At 69.7% G+C, this 20,150-nt stretch carries 13 protein-coding genes; 8 read left to right on the forward strand and 5 right to left on the reverse strand.

What is annotated here, in order from left to right; genetic code table 11:
• Nucleotides 1–15 precede the first annotated feature (15 nt).
• The 3 genes from IWX63_RS07275 to IWX63_RS07285 all read right to left on the reverse strand — a co-directional run bounded on the left by IWX63_RS07275 (nt 16) and on the right by IWX63_RS07285 (nt 4,553).
• Nucleotides 16–1,311, reverse strand: a complete 1,296-nt coding sequence (locus tag IWX63_RS07275; RefSeq protein ID WP_199277487.1) for an alpha/beta hydrolase — start codon at nt 1,309–1,311, stop codon at nt 16–18.
• Nucleotides 1,308–3,932, reverse strand: coding sequence for a phosphatidylglycerol lysyltransferase domain-containing protein (locus tag IWX63_RS07280; protein ID WP_199277488.1), 2,625 nt, complete (start codon nt 3,930–3,932; stop codon nt 1,308–1,310). Before IWX63_RS07280 ends, IWX63_RS07275 begins: the two co-directional genes overlap by 4 nt.
• A 132-nt stretch (nt 3,933–4,064) precedes the next feature.
• Entirely contained in the window at nt 4,065–4,553 is a 489-nt protein-coding gene (locus tag IWX63_RS07285; protein WP_199277489.1) for a hotdog fold thioesterase, read from the reverse strand.
• A 184-nt stretch (nt 4,554–4,737) separates the two neighbouring features.
• Between IWX63_RS07285 and polA the strand changes: the two genes are divergently transcribed.
• The 3 genes from polA (at nt 4,738) to rpsA (ending at nt 10,558) form a co-directional block, all read left to right on the forward strand.
• Nucleotides 4,738–7,386, forward strand: coding sequence for a DNA polymerase I (gene polA, locus IWX63_RS07290; protein WP_442859111.1), 2,649 nt, complete (start codon nt 4,738–4,740; stop codon nt 7,384–7,386).
• A gap of 83 nt (nt 7,387–7,469) precedes the next feature.
• Nucleotides 7,470–8,792, forward strand: coding sequence for a GNAT family N-acetyltransferase (locus IWX63_RS07295; RefSeq protein ID WP_334685709.1), 1,323 nt, complete (start codon nt 7,470–7,472; stop codon nt 8,790–8,792).
• Between the two features lie 287 nt (nt 8,793–9,079).
• A complete protein-coding gene (rpsA, locus tag IWX63_RS07300; RefSeq protein WP_199277491.1) occupies nt 9,080–10,558 on the forward strand; it encodes a 30S ribosomal protein S1 in 1,479 nt (492 codons plus the stop codon).
• A 179-nt stretch (nt 10,559–10,737) separates the two neighbouring features.
• On the opposite strand, the gene IWX63_RS07305 is transcribed toward rpsA, so the two are convergent.
• Nucleotides 10,738–11,877: a class I SAM-dependent methyltransferase gene (locus IWX63_RS07305; protein ID WP_199277492.1), complete on the reverse strand. Its 1,140-nt coding sequence runs from the start codon at nt 11,875–11,877 to the stop codon at nt 10,738–10,740.
• A 54-nt stretch (nt 11,878–11,931) separates the two neighbouring features.
• Between IWX63_RS07305 and coaE the strand changes: the two genes are divergently transcribed.
• From coaE to IWX63_RS07330, 5 genes are all read left to right on the forward strand, one after another.
• The gene (gene coaE, locus IWX63_RS07310) at nt 11,932–12,903 is read left to right on the forward strand and encodes a dephospho-CoA kinase (RefSeq protein ID WP_199277493.1); all 972 of its coding nucleotides are present in this window, start codon (nt 11,932–11,934) and stop codon (nt 12,901–12,903) included.
• 81 nt (nt 12,904–12,984) lie between these two features.
• Nucleotides 12,985–15,060 (forward strand): excinuclease ABC subunit UvrB, encoded by a 2,076-nt coding sequence (gene uvrB / locus IWX63_RS07315; protein ID WP_199277494.1) that lies wholly within the window; start codon nt 12,985–12,987, stop codon nt 15,058–15,060.
• A 259-nt stretch (nt 15,061–15,319) separates the two neighbouring features.
• Complete coding sequence (locus tag IWX63_RS07320; protein ID WP_199277495.1) at nt 15,320–16,408, forward strand: TerC family protein; 1,089 nt, start codon at nt 15,320–15,322, stop codon at nt 16,406–16,408.
• Nucleotides 16,409–16,608: 200 nt separating this feature from the next.
• Nucleotides 16,609–17,073 (forward strand): hypothetical protein, encoded by a 465-nt coding sequence (locus tag IWX63_RS07325; RefSeq protein WP_199277496.1) that lies wholly within the window; start codon nt 16,609–16,611, stop codon nt 17,071–17,073.
• The gene (locus tag IWX63_RS07330) at nt 17,070–18,770 is read left to right on the forward strand and encodes a DUF5671 domain-containing protein (protein WP_199277497.1); all 1,701 of its coding nucleotides are present in this window, start codon (nt 17,070–17,072) and stop codon (nt 18,768–18,770) included. Before IWX63_RS07325 ends, IWX63_RS07330 begins: the two co-directional genes overlap by 4 nt.
• A gap of 32 nt (nt 18,771–18,802) precedes the next feature.
• Here IWX63_RS07330 and IWX63_RS07335 read toward each other — a convergent pair whose 3' ends face one another.
• Nucleotides 18,803–20,089, reverse strand: a complete 1,287-nt coding sequence (locus tag IWX63_RS07335) for an alpha/beta fold hydrolase (protein WP_199277529.1) — start codon at nt 20,087–20,089, stop codon at nt 18,803–18,805.
• Between the last annotated feature and the right edge of the window lie 61 nt (nt 20,090–20,150).

Here is a 20,150-nt window from a genome sequence, read left to right on the forward strand (position 1 = left end):
GCCGACGCCCCGGTGTCACCCGGGCAGGACGCCGTAGCGCGTCATCAGCCAGTCCACGTTGTCCTGCAGTCCCGCCTTCCAGGCCTCCCAGGTGTGCCCGCCCGGAACGGTCTGCAGACGGACCTCCACACCGGCCTTCTTCAGCGCGGCGGCCACCTCTTCGCCCTGCGGGCGGTAGAAGCTGTCGTCGGCGCCCACGGTGATGGTGCCGGCGGTGCCCGGCAGGGGCGTGGACCGGATGATGTCCAGGGGGTTCTGGGCGGCGAAGGCCGCGGCATCCCCCGAGAAGTAGTTGCGGATGAGGGCGTCCTGGCCGGCCCCGATCGTCGGCTTGTCCTCCCCGGAGATGTCGAGGAACGTCGGATAGCTGGCGGGATGCCCGGTCGCGAGGGTCAGGGCGCAGGTCCCCCCGTAGGAGAACCCGCCGACCGCCCAGTCTGTTGCGGCGTGCGTCCCCGCCTTCAGCGTGTCCTTCACCCATGTGGGGACGTCGACGGCGAGGTAGGTGCCGGCACGGCCGTAGTTGCTGTCCAGGCACAGCGACGGCGTCGGCCCCGTGCCGGCGGTCGAGTCCGGCATCACGACGATCGGCGCGAGCCCTTCGTGCGCTGAGGCGTAGGCGTCCATCACGGCCGGGAGCCGGCCGGCGGTGATCCAGTCACCCGGACCACCGGGGTCGCCGTGGATCAGGACCAGGACGGGGACATTGGCCGGGGTCGACGCCAGGTAGGCCGGTGGCAGGTAGACGTAGGCGGGTCTGGTCTTCACGCCGGAGACCGTCCCCGGGATCGTGGCCTGGTAGACCTTGCCCTCGGCCGGCATGTCGGCGGGCGCGGTCCAGTCGGCCGGCGTCGTGACGGGCCCGGTGTCCGTCGGGGTCGCGATCGCCCCCAGTACCGGGATGTCCTGGCCCCCGGCGACCGCGCGCAGCGTCGGGAAGGAGCCGAAATAGGCGTTCACGCCGCCGGCTGCCGCGGCGAGGACCACCATGGGCGCGATCACGGTGAGGCTGCGCTTCCACCAGCGGGGCGACACGCGGACCCTGCGCGCGGCCAGCAGGACGGCGGTGATCCCGAGCCCGCCGAGGACGTAGAACCACACGGGCTGCGGCGCCCCCCAGAGGTTCATCGCCTTCTCCGCGACGAACCACAGGGCGAGCCCGCCGATCGCACCGCCCAGCAGGGCAGGGAGCGTCGAGCGGAGCAGGTAGCGGCGAGGCCCGACGCCGAGCCACAGCAGGGCGGCACCACCGAGGACCGCGAACACCGCGATCGCAGGGCTGCCGATGAGGTTCCAGTCGAGGGGATTCACCGCGGCTTCTCCGTTCCTTTCGACGATGCGCCGGTTGCCGCCGTCGTCGTACGCTTCGTCCGCCGCGTCAGCGCCGTGATGAGCCGCCACACGTCGCCGATCGCCACGTCCGGGGCGTAGGCCCTGGTGATGGCCTGTCCGATCGCCGGCAGGCTTGCGGGGTCCTGATAGCACAGGTACAGCGGGACGTAACGGGGCCCGAACTTGGACTTGAAGGCGAAGAGCGACCGGAATCCGTAGACCGGTTCGAGCGCCCGGCCGATGAATCCCAGGACCCGGTCGAGTGCGTCGACGGCGGACGGGGACGTGTCCTTGCCGTCCGCCCGGGCCAGGGGGGCTCCGGACAGACTCAGCTCGCTGTAGCCCTCCGCCTGGAGGTCGAGTGCGGCCTGCGCGATGAGGACCTCGATGCTTCGCTTGAAGCCGGAGCTGCGGCGGCGCATGAAGTCGAGTGTCCAGCCCGTCACCCGGCCGTCGTCGTGGATGGGCAGCCAGGAGGCCACCGCGTGGACGGTGCGGTCGGCGTCGATGATGACGGAGCAGCGCACTGCCGGGTCGAGCAGCTCGTCGATGCCGCCGAGGGTGAATCCCATCTCGGGGAGCGACTTGTCCGCCACCCACTCCTCCGAGATGCTGCGGATCTGGTCGAGGATCACCAGCGGGATCCGCCGGGTATCCAGCCATTCTGCGTGGACGCCGTTCTTCCGGGCCTGGTTGAGGGAGGTCCGGATGTCCTGGAACCTCTTGCCGGTGAACGCGAGGTCGCCGAGGTCCATGACCGTCTCCTCGGCGACCTGCAGTCGGCGGAATCCCACGCGCCCCAACCGGTCGGCGACCTCGCCGGTGACCGAGTAGAAGCACGGCGTCCAGCCCTGCGCGGCGCAGTGGTCGGAGAAGCCGCGAAGCGCACGCTCCGTGTCGGCGCGGGGACCGACCGGCCCGGCCAGGGTGAGCGCGACGCCCGAGACGACGCGGTACGGGACGTAGGAGGTGTGATCGAACCAGTAGGAATTGCCGGGCCACAGACCCATCCAGGTCATGGAACCCCTGCCGTCCCGTGCGGCGATGGGACGCGCCCTGTCGCGGTCGGCGTCGTCCGCGCTGCGCCGCACGGACCGGAACGACCTCAGGAGGAGCACCGCGACGACGCCCCAGAAGGCGATGCCGATCCACTCGTACAGGAGGATCGCGGCGCTGGCCGACGGCAGGAACGCCGGGTATACATGGAGTGTGACCGCGATGGGCAGGAGCCGCTGGGGGAAGTCGGCCACGAGGGCCGGCAGCGTGGCGACGGGACTGAATTGGTCGGCGATAGCGAGGCCGAGCCCGAGGTAGGCGACCGAGGCGAGGACGAGGGCCCCGCCCATCCGCAGCGCGATGGACCGGTAGGTGCCGGGCGCCGCGCGGAGGGTGAAGAGGCGCCGGACGACGACGAGGAGGATCACGATCACGACGGGCTGCAGCGCGGGCACGACCAGGTCGACGATGACGCGTTCAGGCCGGGCACCCGCCAGCAGGGGCGCGAGGTCGCCGCTCGCGCCGTGCCGCAGGAACGTCACGAACGTCTGGACCGAGAGCAGCGCGAGGCCCAGTTGCACCACGATGGTCCCCGCCCAGGCGAAACGGCGACCACGGCGCAGACCGTCGGCGAGGACGAGCAGCAGCACGGACGGCAGGCAGGACATCACGACCCCGCCGAGACCGGCCCGGGCCTGCAGCTTGGCCTCCGCGCATTCGCGCACCACGCCGCCCGGCTCGCACACCGCCCGCACGGCCTCGGGCGTCGCTCCTTCCACGGAGGTGAAGAGGAAGCCGAGGACGGCGAATGGACCGGTGGCGTGGGGGGACAGGGCGGCCAGCACGGGTCCGACGGCGACGGCGGCGCAGATGAGCGCGACGAGGACGCGGGACTCCCGGATCGAGGGCGCGGCCGCGTGGCGCACCCGATGTCGGAGCAGCACCGGTCCGGCGGCGAGACCGATCAGCGCCGCCGTGAGCAGCGCTACCGACAGCAGTGCGCCGTTGTAGAGGACGAGGGTCAGGGGCAGGAGCACGCCCAGGATCCTGAGCCGACGGCGCCAGAGGGGTCCCAGGTCCGCGGTCGCCGCCATGGCCGCCCCGAGCAGTCCCACGGCCGGTCCGCCGAGCTCCGACGTGACGAAGAGCGCCGCCCAGCGCGGGAACAGCGGTGCCACCGCAGCGCCGACCACCAGGGACCCGAGCAGTGCCAGGAGATGCGTGGCGACGACGGTGGCGGCGAACCGGGACGTCCCGAGACGGCTTTCCGCGAAGACCCCGAGGGTCAGGAGTGCCGCGCTCGACCCCAGATAGGCGCCCGCGTCGGGGGCCCAGGCGAGCGACAGGACGAGTGCGAGCGGATTCTGCGCGATGGACCCGGGGTTGAACAGGACCGACGGCGCGAGTGCGGTCGGGGGGCCGTTCGGCAGCGATCCCGTTCCAAGTCCGAGGATCCAGAGAGCCGCGAGGACGGACAGGGTGAGCGGCGCCCGATGCGCCAGCGATGCCGCCCACGACCGGAAGGGCGCCACCCCGGCTCGGAGCGCGGCGCCGCGAGGGTGCCGCGCTTCCGGGGGTCCGTCGTCGTGCTGGTGCAGGCGCATCCTCGTCCTTCTGCGACGTCGGCCGTCCCGATCGAGCCGGGTGCCGTCGTGCTTCCCTCAGTATCCGAGCCCCGGCTGGGCGTCTGCTGGATGCTCCCTGCAGGTCATCCGGAGGACGCCGGGGTGCACCGCTCAGCCGCGGTCGTCGCGGATCATGTTCGTGATGCGGGCCGTGGAGAGCCTGCGGCCCTGCTCGTCCGTCATCACCACCTCGTGCGTGGTCAGGGTCCTCCCGAGGTGGATGGCCGTGGCGGTGCCGGTCACGAGCCCGGAGTCCGCGCTGCGGTGGTGGGTCGCGCCGACCTCGATGCCCACGGCGTGCCTGCCCGGGCCGGCATGGAGCCCGGCCGCGAACGAGCCGAGGGTCTCCGCGAGCACCACATGGGCGCCGCCGTGCAGGATGCCGGCCACCTGCTGGTTGCCCTCGACCGGCATCGTGGCGACCATGCGCTCGGCGCTCATCTCGGAGAAGACGATGCCCATCTTCACGGTGAGGGCGCCCACCCCGTAGCGACCCAGCCAGCCGTGCATCCCGGCAGGGATACCGGCGGCGACCAGTTCGGCCAGACGCTCCTTGGACGGTGGCTGGACGGCGTCGGGTCGGGTGCGGTTGTCTGTCATGGGAACTAGGCTGGCACCTGTGAGTGAAACAACCAAACCTGCTGCCACCCTGACCATCGCCCCTCCCGCCGACGGCGCCGCGGAGGCACCCACAGCAGCATCCCCGACGGCGGCAGGCGCGCAGGATCCCGGCCGCCGCAGCGACGGCTCACGCAACAGGCTCCTCGTCATCGACGGCCACTCCATGGCGTTCCGCGCCTTCTACGCCCTGCCGCCCGAGAACTTCTCGACCGATACCGGCCAGCACACGAACGCCGTGTACGGCTTCACGGCGATGCTCATCAACCTCATCAAGGACCAGCAGCCCAGCCACGTCGCGGTGGCCTTCGACCTCGACACCCCCACCTTCCGGTCGGAGGAGTACACGGAGTACAAGGCCGGCCGCTCCAAGACGCCCGAGGAGTTCCACGGGCAGGTGGACCTCATCATCAAGGTCATGGAGGCCATGCGCATCCCCACCATCTCGATGGACGGGTACGAGGCCGACGACATCCTCGCCACGCTCGCCAGCCAGGCGGCGGCCGCCGACTGGGACGTCCAGGTGGTCAGCGGTGACCGCGACGCCTTCCAGCTCGTCAACGACCGCGTCACCGTGCTGTACCCGAAACAGGGCGTGACCAACATCCCGCAGATGGACGCGCAGGCCATCGAGGAGAAGTACTTCGTCCCGCCGCACCAGTACTCGGACCTCGCCGCGCTGGTGGGGGAGAGCGCCGACAACCTGCCCGGCGTGCCGGGGGTCGGCCCGAAGACGGCGGCCAAGTGGATCAAGCTGTACGGCGGCCTCGAGGGCATCCTCGAGAACCTGGACAAGATCGGCGGCAAGGTCGGGGATTCGCTGCGTGCCAACATCGAGGACGTGAAGCGGAATCGGCGCCTGAACCGCCTGCTCACGGACCTCGACCTGCCCGTGGACCTGGCGGCGATGGTCTCGCAGCACCCGGACCGCTCCGCCGTCGAGGACCTCTTCGACGCGCTGCAGTTCAACACGCTGCGCAAGCGCCTGTTCGACCTCTTCGGGGAGGAGGAGACCGAGGACGAGGCGGATGAGCAGCACGCGCCCGCTCACGAGGTCCTCCAGGACGCCGCCGGCCTGACCCACTGGTTCAACGCCACCAACCAGGCGCAGGCCTCGGTCGCGCCGGCGACGGAGACGACGGCGGGCGCCACCGACGTCGTCGGGCTCGCCGTCGTCACCAGCCTCCACGCCGCCTTCATCCCGCTCGAACCGCTCGACGCCGACGCCGAGCAGGTGCTGGGCGCCTGGCTGTCGGACCGGGATGCGCCCAAGATCGTGCACGACTTCAAGACCGTGTCCAAGCTGCTCTCCGCCCGCGGCTTCCTGCTCGCGGGGGAGATCGACGACACCGCGATCTCCGGGTACCTCATCCAGCCCGATCGCCGCAGCTACGACCTCGCGGATCTCGCCCAGTACCACCTGCGCCTGTCCATCACGGCGTCCGCCACCGACTCCTCGGGACAGCAGGCCCTCGACCTCGGCGGCAACGACGTCGCGTCGCCGGCCGTGGTGGCGGCCTACGCCGCCCTGCGCCTCAGCGAGCACTTCGCCGGGCAGCTCGTGGAGCGCGGGGCGAACCAGCTCCTCGGCGGACTAGAACTGCCGCTCGCCGAAGTGCTCGCCCGCATGGAACTCACCGGCGTCGCCGTCTCCGTCGAGGGCCTGGACCGGTTGTACGACGACTTCTCGAAGACGATCAGCGCCGCGGGCGCGGAGGCCTACCGGATCATCGGCAAGGAGATCAATCTCGGCTCGCCCAAGCAGCTGCAGATCGTCCTGTTCGACGAGCTCGGGCTGCCGAAGACCAAGAAGATCAAGACCGGGTTCTCCACGGACGCCGACGCCCTGACCGACCTCATCGCCAAGACGGGTCACCCGTTCCTCGAGCAGCTGCTCGCCTACCGCGACGCCATGAAGCTGCGCCAGACCGTGGAGGGCCTGCGGAAGGCGGTGGGGGACGACGGCCGCATCCACACCACCTACCTGCAGACCATCGCGGCGACCGGCCGGCTGTCCTCGACGAACCCGAACCTGCAGAACATCCCGGTGCGCTCGGACGAGGGGCGCCGCATCCGCGAGGTGTTCGTCGTCGGACAGGGCCGGAACGGCGAGAAGTACGAGAGCCTGATGACGGCCGACTACTCCCAGATCGAGATGCGCATCATGGCGCACCTCTCCGGCGACGAGGGGCTCATCTCGGCGTTCCAGGAGGGCGAGGACCTGCACCGGTTCGTCGGTTCGCACATCTTCGGCGTCGCGCCCGAGGAGGTCACCAGCGCCATGCGCTCGAAGGTCAAGGCGATGTCCTACGGGCTCGTGTACGGGCTGAGCTCGTTCGGGCTCTCGAAGCAGCTCAACGTCTCCGTGGACGAGGCGCGCACGCTCATGCGCGACTACTTCGAACGCTTCGGCGCGGTGCGCGACTACCTGCGGGGCATCGTCGAGCAGGCCCGCAAGGACGGCTTCACCTCCACCATCGAGGGGCGGCGCCGCTACCTGCCGGACCTGTCGAGCGACAACCGCCAGCTGCGGGAGATGGCCGAACGCGCGGCCCTCAACGCGCCCATCCAGGGCTCCGCCGCGGACATCATCAAGAAGGCGATGCTCGGCGTCGACGACGCGCTGACGAAGCGCGGACTGGCGTCCCGCATGCTGCTGCAGGTCCATGACGAACTCGTGCTGGAGATCGCCGAAGGGGAGCGGGAGGAGGTCGAGGCGCTGGTCCGCGAGGAGATGGGCGGCGCCGCCGACCTCTCCGTCCCGCTCGACGTCTCGGTGGGGACCGGGGCGAGCTGGCACGACGCCGCGCACTGATACCCGGCCCGGGTGCGGCGCCGTCCGGCGCGCCCGCAGCCGTGCTGGTGCAAGCCGGACGCGCCCGTCTAGGCTGGTGGACTGTGAGCCAGTACACAGACCCCGCCCAGCCCGCCCACCAGCCGACCCTGAGGACCGAGATCTTCACTCCCGGCGCCGACGAGGACGCCTCGACGGACGGCCGCTTCGCGAAGTGGCTCGACGGCGAGAGCATCGGCTTCCACGAGGGGACGCTCGATCCCGAGGACGTCCCGCGCTACCTCGCGGCGTACCAGGCCGACCAGCGCGTGCTGTGGGGTGTCCATGACAGCTCCCAGCCCGCCGAGGCTCTCGGCCCCGGGCACCCTGTGGCCACCTACGGCACCATGGTGCACCCGCTCAATGTCGGTGCCGCACAGCTCGATGCGCACCAGATCACCGCGGTCACGGTCCGCCCCAGCCACCGCCGCAACGGGATCCTCCGGTCCATGATGACGCGCGACCTCCGCGAGGCGAAGGAGCGCGGACTCGCGCTGGCGATCCTCACCGCGTCCGAGGCCACCATCTACGGGAGGTTCGGCTTCGGCTGCGCCACGTTCACGCAGACCATCGAGGTCGACGTCCGCGAACGCTTCGAGGTGACGGCGCCGAGAAGCGGGACCACGGCGCTCGTCGCCCGGGAGCACGCCGTGGACCTCGCCGAGAAGATCTTCGAGGGCTTTCAGGCCGTGACCTTCGGCTCGGTGGGCCGGCAGTACGCCGTCGCGCGGCGCATCGCCGGCGCCTGGGGCCGCGAGCGGCCCGTCGAGGACCGCGCGGTGCGGATGGCGGTGCACTACGACGCCGCGGGGAAGCCCGCAGGGTTCGTGAGCTACCGGTTCGCGGGCTGGGAGACCACGCCGTACACGATGAAGGTCGTGGACCTCGTGGCCTCCACGCCGTCGGCCTACCTCGAGCTCTGGCGGTACCTCGGATCGCTGGACCTCGTGGAGCGCATCACCTGGGACGGCGCACGACGCGACGACGCCCTGCCCTGGGCGCTGCGGGACCGGCGCTGCTACCAGGTCAAGGGCACCGACGACGTGCTCTGGGTCCGGCTGCTGGACGTGCCGGCGGCCCTCGGGAAGCGGTCCTACCGCGGGAGCGGCAGGATCGTCCTGGAGGTGCTGGACGACCACGGGATCGCCGACGGCGCCTACGTGCTGACCGTCGTCGACGGCGTCGGGGAGGTCGAGCGGGTGGAGGATTCGGCCACCCCGGACATCACGGCGACCGTCAACGCGCTGGGCTCGCTCTACCTCGGCGGGGTGCAGGCGTCCACGCTCGCGGCGGCCGGGGGACTGACCGTGCACACGGACGATGCCGTCGACGTGCTCGATACCCTGTTCGGCCGCCCGCAGGAGCCCTACTGCATCACGCATTTCTAGGGCTTGCGGCACCCCCCTGTGCCGTCCCGACCGCCGGACGCCGGGGCCCCGGCGCTGCTTTGACGGTCTTGCACCCCGGGGCTAGACTAGACAGGCGCGTGGTGCGCTCTGGTGTCTTCCGGTGTTGAGCCGGCGGGTCATGAGGGTGCGCTACCTTTCCTGGACCTCACCGAGGTCCTTTCCATTTCGTCCACATCCGGACACAGGAAACCGCATCCGGCGCAGCCGGAACCGCGGGGTCCAGCGTGACCGGAGCAAGTAATCTTCCACAACGGAGCCCCAACTACATGACCATCACCACCACCGAGAAGCAAGGTGCCCCCGTAGTCGCGATCAACGACATCGGCACCGCTGAGGACTTCCTCGCAGCGATCGACGCGACCATCAAGTACTTCAACGACGGAGATCTCGTCGAAGGTACCGTCGTGAAGGTCGACCGCGACGAGGTCCTGCTCGACATCGGTTACAAGACCGAGGGTGTCATTCCTTCCCGCGAGCTTTCCATCAAGCACGACGTCGATCCCGGGGACGTCGTCTCCGTGGGCGATCAGGTCGAGGCTCTGGTTCTCACCAAGGAAGACAAAGAAGGCCGCCTGATCCTCTCCAAGAAGCGTGCTCAGTACGAGCGCGCCTGGGGCGACATCGAGAAGGTCAAGGAAGAGGACGGCGTCGTCACCGGCACCGTCATCGAGGTCGTCAAGGGTGGCCTCATCCTGGACATCGGTCTGCGCGGCTTCCTGCCCGCGTCCCTCGTCGAGATGCGTCGCGTCCGCGACCTGGCTCCGTACATCGGCCAGCAGATCGAAGCGAAGATCATCGAGCTCGACAAGAACCGCAACAACGTCGTGCTGTCGCGTCGTGCGTGGCTCGAGCAGACCCAGTCCGAGGTGCGCTCCACGTTCCTCAACAAGCTCGAGAAGGGCCAGGTCCGTCCGGGCGTCGTCTCCTCGATCGTCAACTTCGGTGCGTTCGTGGACCTCGGCGGCGTCGACGGCCTCGTGCACGTCTCGGAGCTGTCCTGGAAGCACATCGACCACCCGTCCGAGGTTGTCGAAGTCGGCCAGGAGGTCACCGTGGAGGTCCTCGAGGTCGATCTCGACCGCGAGCGGGTCTCCCTGTCGCTGAAGGCCACGCAGGAGGATCCCTGGCAGACCTTCGCCCGCACGCACGCCCTGGGCCAGGTCGTCCCGGGCAAGGTCACGAAGCTGGTCCCCTTCGGCGCGTTCGTTCGCGTCGAGGACGGCATCGAAGGCCTCGTGCACATCTCGGAGCTCGCTGTCCGCCACGTGGAACTGGCCGAGCAGGTCGTCTCCGTGGGTGACGAGCTCTTCGTCAAGGTCATCGACATCGACCTGGAGCGCCGCCGCATCTCGCTCAGCCTCAAGCAGGCCAACGAGGGCGTTGACGCCGACAGCACCGAGTTCGATCCCGCGCTCTACGGCATGGCCGCCGAGTACGACGAAGAGGGCAACTACAAGTACCCCGAGGGCTTCGACCCCGAGTCGAACGAATGGCTCGAGGGCTACGAGAACCAGCGCGCTGCCTGGGAAGCCCAGTACGCGGAGGCCCAGTCCCGCTGGGAGTCGCACAAGAAGCAGGTCGTCCAGCACGCGTCCGACGACGCCGCTGCGGCGAACGAGCCGGTCGAGTCGAACTCGACGAGCTACTCCTCCGAGCCCGTCGTCGCCGATTCCGGCTCCGGTTCGGGAACGCTCGCTTCCGACGAGGCGCTTGCCGCTCTCCGCGAGAAGCTGACCGGGGCGTAAGCTCCCGCGTCGACCGCAGTACCGTTGAAGGCCCCCGTCCACTGGACGGGGGCCTTCTCCGTATGGCGGGGGGCGACCGGTCGAGCGTGTACGTGAGGTGGATCCGGGGCGCTACGACCCACCGGAGGTGCGCTCTCGAGGCCGGACCCGGACTCGATCCCCCCGTGCCGCTGAGGGGCCTACCGGCGCGTCGACACCGTGACCGTGAAGCGGGGCGAGCGGTCCAGCTGGCGTGTGGTCCCGATGGTCCGTTCGAGGACGGGCCGGTAGCGGAGATGGCTGTTCCACACCGTGACGAGCTCCCCGCCGGGCCTCAGGACACGCGCGCAGGCATCGAAGAGCCGATGGGCGACGCCGGCGTGCACCGTGCTGCCGAGGTGGAAGGGCGGGTTGAGGATGATCAGCCCCACCGAGGCGTCCGGCAGTGCCGAGAGCGCGTCGTCCCTGCTCACCGTGATGCGATCGGCCACGCCGTTGGCCGCCGCCGTCGCTGCAGCGGATGCCATCGCCGAGGCGGACTGGTCCGTGGCGAGGACGTGGACGTCCGGATGGGTCAGCGCAACGAAGGCTGCGATGGCCCCGTTCCCGCAGCCCAGATCGACGACGTCGGCGGCCCCCGACGCGCCGGCCGGCGGGAGCCGGCGGAGGTGGGGGAGGAGCAGGCGCGTGCCGGGATCGAGCGCCGGCCCGCCGAACGTCGCCCCGCAGGCGAGGAGTTCGAGCGGACGGGCCAGCCCGACGTCGTGCTGCGCGCTGCGTGGGAAGGAGGACGCGCCCACCGCCAGGGGACCCGCCGCCGTGAGGACCCGTGCCTTCTGCCGGGCCAGGCCGGCCGTGACGTCGCCGAAGTAGCGGCCGAGCACGGTGTTCATGGAGACCGACATGTGCTTGACGCGTCCCGCCGCCAGGACCACGACATCCGGGCGGGCATGGGCGGCGATGGTCCACGCGATCTCGTCGAGCTCGTCGAGCGAGCGGGGGAGGCGCAGGAGGACCGTCGACACGCCGTCGAGCAGTCCGGCGTCGAGGGGAAGGGACCGGTACGCGCCCTGAAGCCCCTGGTCGGTGGCATTCAGCGCGAGCGCCCGCTCGTGGACCAGACCGTCCTGGAAGGCGCGGACGCCGCCCCGGTCGGAGAAATGGGCGGCGCCGAGGGTGAGTGCACCGTAGGCGTCGTTGATGGTCGCGATGTCACCGGGGAGGCGGAGTCGTTCCGCGGCGGTGTCGAGGAGCAGCCGGTCCGCTGCGTCCACGGCGACGAGTTCGGGTGTTTCCAGGTCGGGGCGGCGGCGCAGGTGGTCGAGGCTGAACGGGGTCACCGGATCAATCCTAGGTGCCGTGCCGTTGGACACGGCGCGGACTAGGGTTGGTTCATGCTGCGTATCGGACTGACAGGGGGCATCGCTGCCGGGAAGTCGGTGGTGGCCCGCCGGCTCGCGGACCTGGGCGCCGTGCTGGTCGATTCGGACGTCCTGGCGCGCGCCGCGGTCGAGCCGGGCTCGGAAGGCCTCGACGCCGTCGTGGCCGCCTTCGGGCCGGAGATCCTCGGAGCCGACGGCGCGCTCGACCGGCCCGCCCTGGGCCGGCTCGTCTTCGCCGACTCGGCCGCCCGCGAGCGGCTGAACGCCATCGTGCATCCACGCGTGCGGGCCGCGGCCGCGGCCCTGATCGAGGAGGCACCGGAGGATGCCGTCGTCGTCGAGGACATCCCGCTCCTGGTCGAGACCGGTCAGGCCGCGCGGTTCCACCTCGTCGTCGTCGTCGACGCCCCGGACGCCCTGCGCCTCAAGCGGATGGTGGAGCACCGCGGCATGGAACGGGGCGATGCCGAGCGGCGCATCGCGGCGCAGGCGTCCCGTGGGGAACGGTTGCGCGCGGCCGATGCCGTGATTCTCAACGACGGCGGGGTCGACGAACTCCTCGCGTCGACGGACGGCCTGTGGCGGATGCGCATCCTGCCGTTCCGCGACAACCTGGCCGCAGGAACGCCTGCGCGTCGGAGCGCTCCACGGCCGACCGCGGGCCTCGCAGGGACGAGCGGGCTGGCGGACCGCATCCGGGGGAAGCTGGACGCCGCCCTCCCGCCGGGCTGTTCCGTGGTCCCCGATGGGAGCCCCGGCGGGACGCCCGCCGGAACCGACGTCGTCGTGCGCGCGGGCCTTCATGTCCTGGTCCCGCAGGCCGGGGGCCTCGAGTCGGCGTCGGACGCCGTCGCAGCGGCGGGATTCCCGCGGGACGAGCGCACCGCCGGCCCCGGTCGGACCCCCCCGGCAGCACTCCATCGGGCGGCCGACCCGGCGATCGACGTCACGGTGATGGTGGGGGTTGCACCCGCCTCCGCCTGAGCCCGTTCGGAGGGATCGGGAGGCTTTCAGCCGCCAGCAGATCGGCGGCGAAGTGTCGGTGGCAGGGACTACCGTTGAGCCATGAGTCTTGCGCAGGAAATCAAGCGTGTGGTCGCCCCGTTCGAGGTCATCAGCGAGTACACACCGGCCGGTGACCAGCCCACGGCCATCAAGGAACTGGCGGAGCGCATCAACGCGGGGGAGAAGGACGTCGTCCTGCTCGGTGCCACCGGTACCGGCAAGAGCGCCACCACCGCCTGGCTGATCGAGCAGGTGCAGCGCCCCACCCTGGTCATGGTGCAGAACAAGACGCTCGCCGCGCAGCTCGCCAACGAGTTCCGCGAGCTGCTGCCCAACAACGCCGTCGAGTACTTCGTCTCCTACTACGACTACTACCAGCCCGAGGCCTACGTCCCCCAGACGGACACCTTCATCGAGAAGGACTCCTCCATCAACGAGGAGGTCGAGCGCCTCCGGCACTCCGCGACCAATGCGCTGCTGACGCGCCGCGACGTCATCGTCGTCGCCACCGTCTCCTGCATCTACGGGCTGGGGACGCCTGAGGAGTACATCAACAAGATGGTCACCCTGCGCCGCGGCGACCAGATGAACCGGGACGCACTGCTGCGGCAGTTCGTGGGCATGCAGTACACGCGCAACGACATGGACTTCCACCGCGGCACGTTCCGGGTGCGCGGGGACACCGTCGAGATCATCCCCATGTACGAGGAGCACGCCCTGCGGATCGAGTTCTTCGGGGACGAGGTGGAGAACATCTACACGCTCGACCCGCTGACCGGGAACGTGATCCGCGAGGAGGAGGAGATGTACGTCTTCCCTGCCTCCCACTATGTCGCCGGTGAGGATCGCATGACGCGCGCGATCAAGGACATCGAGGACGAACTGCAGCAGCGCCTCACGGAATTCGAGGCGCAGAACAAGCTCGTCGAGGCGCAGCGCCTCCGGATGCGCGTGACCTACGACCTCGAGATGATGCAGCAGATGGGATTCTGCAACGGCATCGAGAACTACTCGCGGCACATCGACGGTCGCGATCCCGCCTCGGCGCCCCATTGCCTGCTCGACTACTTCCCCGACGACTTCCTGCTGGTCGTCGACGAGTCACATGTGACCATCCCGCAGATCGGCGCCATGTACGAGGGCGACTCCTCGCGGAAGCGGACGCTCGTGGACCACGGGTTCCGCCTGCCGTCGGCCATGGACAACCGTCCGCTGAAGTGGGACGAGTTCCAGGACCGCATCGGGCAGACGGTCTACCTGTCCGCCACCCCGGGCAAGTACGAGCTGGGCAAGGCCGACGGATTCGTGCAGCAGATCATCCGCCCCACGGGCCTCATCGATCCCGAGGTGGTCGTCAAGCCGACCAAGGGCCAGATCGACGACCTGCTGGACGAGATCCGGAAGCGCGTGGCGATCAACGAACGCGTCCTGGTCACCACCCTCACCAAGCGCATGGCCGAGGACCTCACCGGGTACCTGCTCGAGCACGGAGTGAAGGTCGAGTACCTCCACTCCGACGTCGACACGCTGCGCCGCGTGGAGCTGCTGCGTGAACTGCGGATGGGCACCTTCGACGTCCTGGTCGGCATCAACCTGCTGCGCGAGGGGCTCGACCTCCCCGAGGTGTCGCTCGTCAGCATCCTCGACGCGGACAAGGAGGGCTTCCTCCGGAGCGCGACGTCGCTCATCCAAACGATCGGACGTGCGGCACGCAACGTGTCCGGCGAGGTGCACATGTACGCGGACCGCATCACGGACTCAATGGCGCGAGCGATCGACGAGACCAACCGGCGCCGGGAGATCCAGGTGGCCCACAACCTCGAGCACGGCATCGACCCCACGCCGCTCAGGAAGCGGATCGCGGACATCACGGACACCATCAACCGTGAGGACGCCGACACACGGGCGCTGCTCGAGGAAGCCGGCAAGTCCCGGAAGCCGAAGAAGGGTGCCGGGCGGCACCAGGGCCTCGCCTCCGTACCCGCGGAGGACCTCACGGACCTGATCCAGCAGCTCACCGACCAGATGCACGCGGCCGCCGCCGAACTGCAGTTCGAGCTGGCCGGACGGCTGCGCGACGAGGTGGGGGACCTGAAGAAGGAACTGCGGCAGATGCAGTCGGCAGGGCACGCCTGATTCCAGGCAGACCGCCGACCGGCGTCCAGCAGGACGTCGTGCACCCTGTCAAGGCGGCCGGCGGACGAGCACCCGAGGGCGCCCGTTCGTCGGCCTTCCCGCTCGGCGGGTAGCATTATCCGGACGTGAGGGAGTATCCCTAAGCGCTACGGACGTCAGCACGCGAGGCACAGTTGCCACGCCGGGCGTAGCGGCCGGCCGGCTCGAAGCCGCGGCGGAGAGACTCACGGCGATCCACAGCACCCCCGGAAGGTATTCCATGCCCGCATTGCCCGTAGCGTTCGAGGTCGGCACGTTCATCGTGCTCGGCCTGATCCTGCTGTTCGACCTGCTGCTCGTGGTCAAGCGGCCGCACGAACCCTCGATGAAGGAAGCGGGACTCTGGGTCGCATTCTATGTGGGCCTCGCGCTGGTGTTCGCGGCCCTGATGTTCGTCTTCACCGGGCCCGAGTACGGCGGGCAGTTCATCGCCGGCTGGATCACCGAATACAGCCTCAGCATCGACAACCTCTTCGTGTTCATCATCATCATGGCCAGGTTCTCCGTGCCCAGGAAGTACCAGCAGGAGGTGCTCATGGTGGGCATCATCATCGCCCTGGTGCTGCGCGGGATCTTCATCGCCCTCGGTGCCGCCGTGATCGAGAACTTCAGCTGGATCTTCTTCATCTTCGGTGCCTTCCTCCTCTACACGGCCTACAAGCAGGCGACCGATTCCGGTGAGGACGAGGAAAATGCAGGCGACAACAAGCTCATCGCGAAGCTCCGCTCGGTCCTGCCGATGTCGGACTCCTACGACGGCAACAAGATCCGCACGGTGGTCGACGGTAAGAAGGTCTTCACACCGATGCTGATCGTCTTCGTGACGATCGGCCTGACCGATCTCCTGTTCGCCGTCGACTCCATCCCTGCGATATTCGGCCTGACACAGAGCGCCTTCATCGTGTTCACGGCGAACATCTTCGCGCTCATGGGCCTTCGCCAGCTCTACTTCCTGCTCGGCGGCCTGATGACGCGCCTCATCTACCTCAAGCACGCGCTCTCCGTGATCCTCGCCTTCATCGGCATCAAGCTCATCCTGCACGCGATGCACGTCAACGAGCTGCCCTTCATCAACGGCGGCGAGCACATCGAATGGGCCCCCGAGATCCCGACCTTCGTGTCCCTGGCCGTCATCGTGGCCACCATCGTCGTCGCCGTGATCGCCAGCCTCATCCGCTCCCGGGTCACCGGCACAGCCCCGGCCGAGGCAGGGATCGAGACCACGGACGGTGCCCACACCGAGCCCGAGGTCGACGACGAACTCCGCCAGGCCGCCGACGAGGTCGAGGCCGAGGAACACCGCCGCTAGTCCTCCTGCTCCGGCGGAGGGCGCCCGTCCGTCGCCGGGGCAGTCCTGAGGGATGAGGACGGCGGGCGTCCCTTCACCGGACGGATCACCGACCTCGCCCGTCACGTACGCGGCGCCGCGATCATCCGACCAGCGGATTGCCGCGCAAATGAGGCCGACAGACCCGCCCCGACACGGCGGAGTGCGGCCATACTGACCGCATGAACCCCGTGGCGAAACAGACCGACCGTCTTCTGGTTGCCATCGTGTCAGGGATCGCGGTGCTGGTGATCGTCGCCCTGGCCGTGGTCTTCAGCCGCGGGGAGCCGCCTGCGCTGGACGATTCGACCCCGGCGGGGATCGTCCAGCGTTACAGCACCGCCGTTCTGGAGGGCGATACTGGTGCGGCCACCGCCTATCTGACGACGACGGCACGGACCGAGTGCCGAGCCGTCGTCGACAACCCACCTCCTCCGTCCCGCGTCGTCCTGATTTCCACGAACGAACGGGAGACCTCGGCCCTGGTGCGGGTCTCCGTGGTGGTCTCCCAACCGGGAGGCCCGTTCGGACCCTCTGAGTACGAGATGGAGGACCGCTTCTCGCTGCAGAAGGTCGACGGAGTGTGGAGGATCGATCAGGCTCCCTATCAGCTCCTGGCCTGCACGCGGACGCCGGTGGGTCCATGAGCCAGCCCGGGGCGTCTGCTGCCGCCAGGGCAGGTCCGGGCCAACTCGCACTCCGTCGCCTGATCCTCTACGGTCTGCTGTTCGCGCTGGTGGTGATCACCGCCGTCGGGCTCAGCGGGTTGCTGGACCGCCTGCTCAGCGGGGACGCCGTTCTGGTATCAGCCGATGTGACAGAGCTGGCCCGCGCGCTGGCGTTCACCCTGATCGGCGGTCCACTCGCCGCACTCCTGTGGTGGGTGGTCTGGAGGCGGCTCGACGACGGGACGGAGCGGAGCTCTGTCGGATGGGGACTCCACCTGTCAGCGGTCTATGCCGTGTCCCTGATCGTTTCCGTGACCGCGCTCCTCGCCACGGCGGCGTCCCTGATCGGTCCGCTCGGATCGCGATGGTCGTCATCCCTGTCCACAGGTCTGGTCTGGCTCCTGGTGTGGGCATGGCACCGCTGGATGTTCCGGCATCCGACGAAGTCCCCGACCAGCCTCGACGATGTCCCGGTCGTCGTCGGATCGGTCTACGGGCTGCTGCTGGGCACGTTCTTCGCGATTGCCGCCCTCGGAGGCCTGCTCGACGTTGCGCTCCGGGGGTTCACCAGCCTGGTCCCGGATACAGGATCCTGGTGGCAGCCTGTTCTCCGGGCCCTTGTCTGGGCGGCCGGTGGCGCCCTCGTCTGGTGGTGGCACTGGTACCCGGGCGGGGGACGCAGGCTGTACACCCCCCTGGCGCAGATCGCACTGGTCGGGGTAGGCATCTTCACCGCCGGCCTTCTGGCGCTCGGGGCGGCGGGGACCGCACTCTTCGTCCTCCTCAGGACGGCATTCGACCGGACCGACCCGATGGGCGAGGTGCTGGCACCCCTGGGTCCAGCCGTTGCCGCTGCAGCGATAGGTGCTCTTGTCTGGCGGTATCACCGGGTCATCGCGGACAGTCATTCCATCCGGACACGACGGGCGGGCGTCCTGGTGACCTCCGGAGTTGCCCTGGCGGCGGCGGCTTCGGGGATCGGCGTGATCATCAACGCAACCCTGGCGATCACCGTCTCCCCGCTGGTCGGCAGCGGATCGCGCACTCTCCTGCTTGCCGGCCTCAGTTCGCTCGCGGTGGGAGGCCCGGTCTGGTGGCTGTCCTGGCAGCCTGCCAGCCGGCCCAGGGACGCCGGGTCCATCCCTCCGGGCAGGCGCATCTACCTCGTCGCCGTCTTCGGCGTCAGCGCCGTGGTGGCTCTCATTGCGCTGCTGGTCATCGGATACAGGCTCTTCGAGTTCGTCCTGGGCGACGTGTCAGGCGGTAGCGTGGTGGACCGGATCCGGGGACCCCTCGGGCTCCTGGTCGCAGCGGCCCTGGTCGCCGGATACCACTTCGCCCTGTGGCAGCGCGAACGGGTGCTGCCGGCGGACGCCTCCCCGGGCAGGGGACCTGCCATCGAGCGGGTCACACTCGTCGCCGGCCCTGCATACGATGGGCTGTCGCGCTCCGTGGCGCAGGCGACAGGCGCCAAGGTCACCGCCTGGCGACGAACCGACGCCAGCACGGACGCGGTTGCGGCGGAGGGGAGTCCCCGGGATGAAGTGGCCCGCCGCGTGGCCGAGGCACTGGCGGGAATCACGGCCCGTCATGTGCTGGTCGTCCTCGCGCCGGCGGCCGACGAGGAGATCGGGATCCACGTGATACCCGTCGAACCGGGCGGCAGGGCCTCGTAAGGGGAGCAGGCCCGCGACGCCGGCGCCACGGATCACGTCGTCGAACCCGCTGTTCCGCGCCGCGTCATGGAGAGCAGCCGCTCGAAGATCGCCTCGCCGTCGTCCGCGATGCCGTCGTGGTGGAACTCGTCCGTCTCCCACACCTGCAGGTTCCGGACCGACGCAGCCGTCGCCAGCGACAGGTCCCTGTCGACGTAGATGTCGTGGCGGTACACCGCGGCGGCTGCCGGGACGGTGTTGGTGGCCAGGACGTCCGTGTCGTAGAGCGGACCCCAGTCGGACTTCTCCGCGAGGAGGTCGGCGACGGCCTGCAGCGGCCGGAGCGCCGGGTCCTCCTCGAAGTACCACGGGTAGATCATCTCGCCGGTCAGCAGGACCTCGGCGGCGTCGTCCCCGAAGCGGGGGTACTCCTCGAGGACGCGCCGGGCGGACCACGCGGAAGCCGACCCCTGGCAGTAGATCGACTCGTGCATCAGCGCGTACAGCGGTTGAGCCGCCCGGCTCACGAGCCCGTGGACCTGCTCGAGGAACGACCCCGACAGGCGGGGGCCGTCCGGCGTCGTGGTGAACGCGTCCTCCAGCAGGTAGTGGAGGCCGTGGACGCGCGTGTTCCCGCCCAGGAAGGAGCCGAGCATCCGGAACCGCCGCACCGTCAGCCGCTCGCCGCTCGGGAGGAACTCCTCCACGCGGCCCAGGTGGGCGGCGATGCGCGTGACGAGCTCCCGATCCTCCGGGTACCACCCGAAATACTCGGCGTTGCGTTCCTCGACCCGTGCGAACGTCGCCCGGTACACCTGGTCGGGCGAGCCCGACAGGGGGGCCAGACCGCCGGTGATCAGGGCCCGCTCGATGCCCTCCGGCGCCAGGGAGAGGTACGTGAGTGTGCAGAAGCCGCCGTAGCTCTGCCCGAAGACCGTCCAGGGCGCGCTACCGAGCCGGGAACGGATCAGTTCGGCGTCGGCGACGATCGAATCGGCGCGGAAGTGCGCGAGGTAGTCGGCCTGCGCCTGCGGTGTCCCCACGGCGCCGAGTGTGGCGGCGTCGGCCGGCGTCGAGAGCCCGGTGCCGCGCTGGTCGAGCATGAGGATGCGGAAGTCCCGCGCCGCGGCCTTCATCCAGCCCGAGAGCTGCGTGGTGCGCACGCCCCGGCCACCCGGGCCGCCCTGCAGGAACAGGAGCCAGGGGAGCCGGGACGCGTCGTCGTCGCTGTGGTCCAGTGACGAGTACTCGCGGGCGAACACCTCGATGCGGGGAGAGGCCGGGTCCGTGTGGTCGAGCGGGACGCGGAAGATGTGGCCGGTGGTGCGCAGGCCACGCATGACGGCCGTCCGTCCGACGGCGTGATCGGCGGTGCGGTCCGCGGTGTGGTCGGGATCAGCG

The sequence above is a fragment of the Arthrobacter sp. CAN_A2 genome (assembly GCF_015752045.1).
In the GTDB taxonomy this organism is placed as follows: domain Bacteria; phylum Actinomycetota; class Actinomycetes; order Actinomycetales; family Micrococcaceae; genus Arthrobacter_D.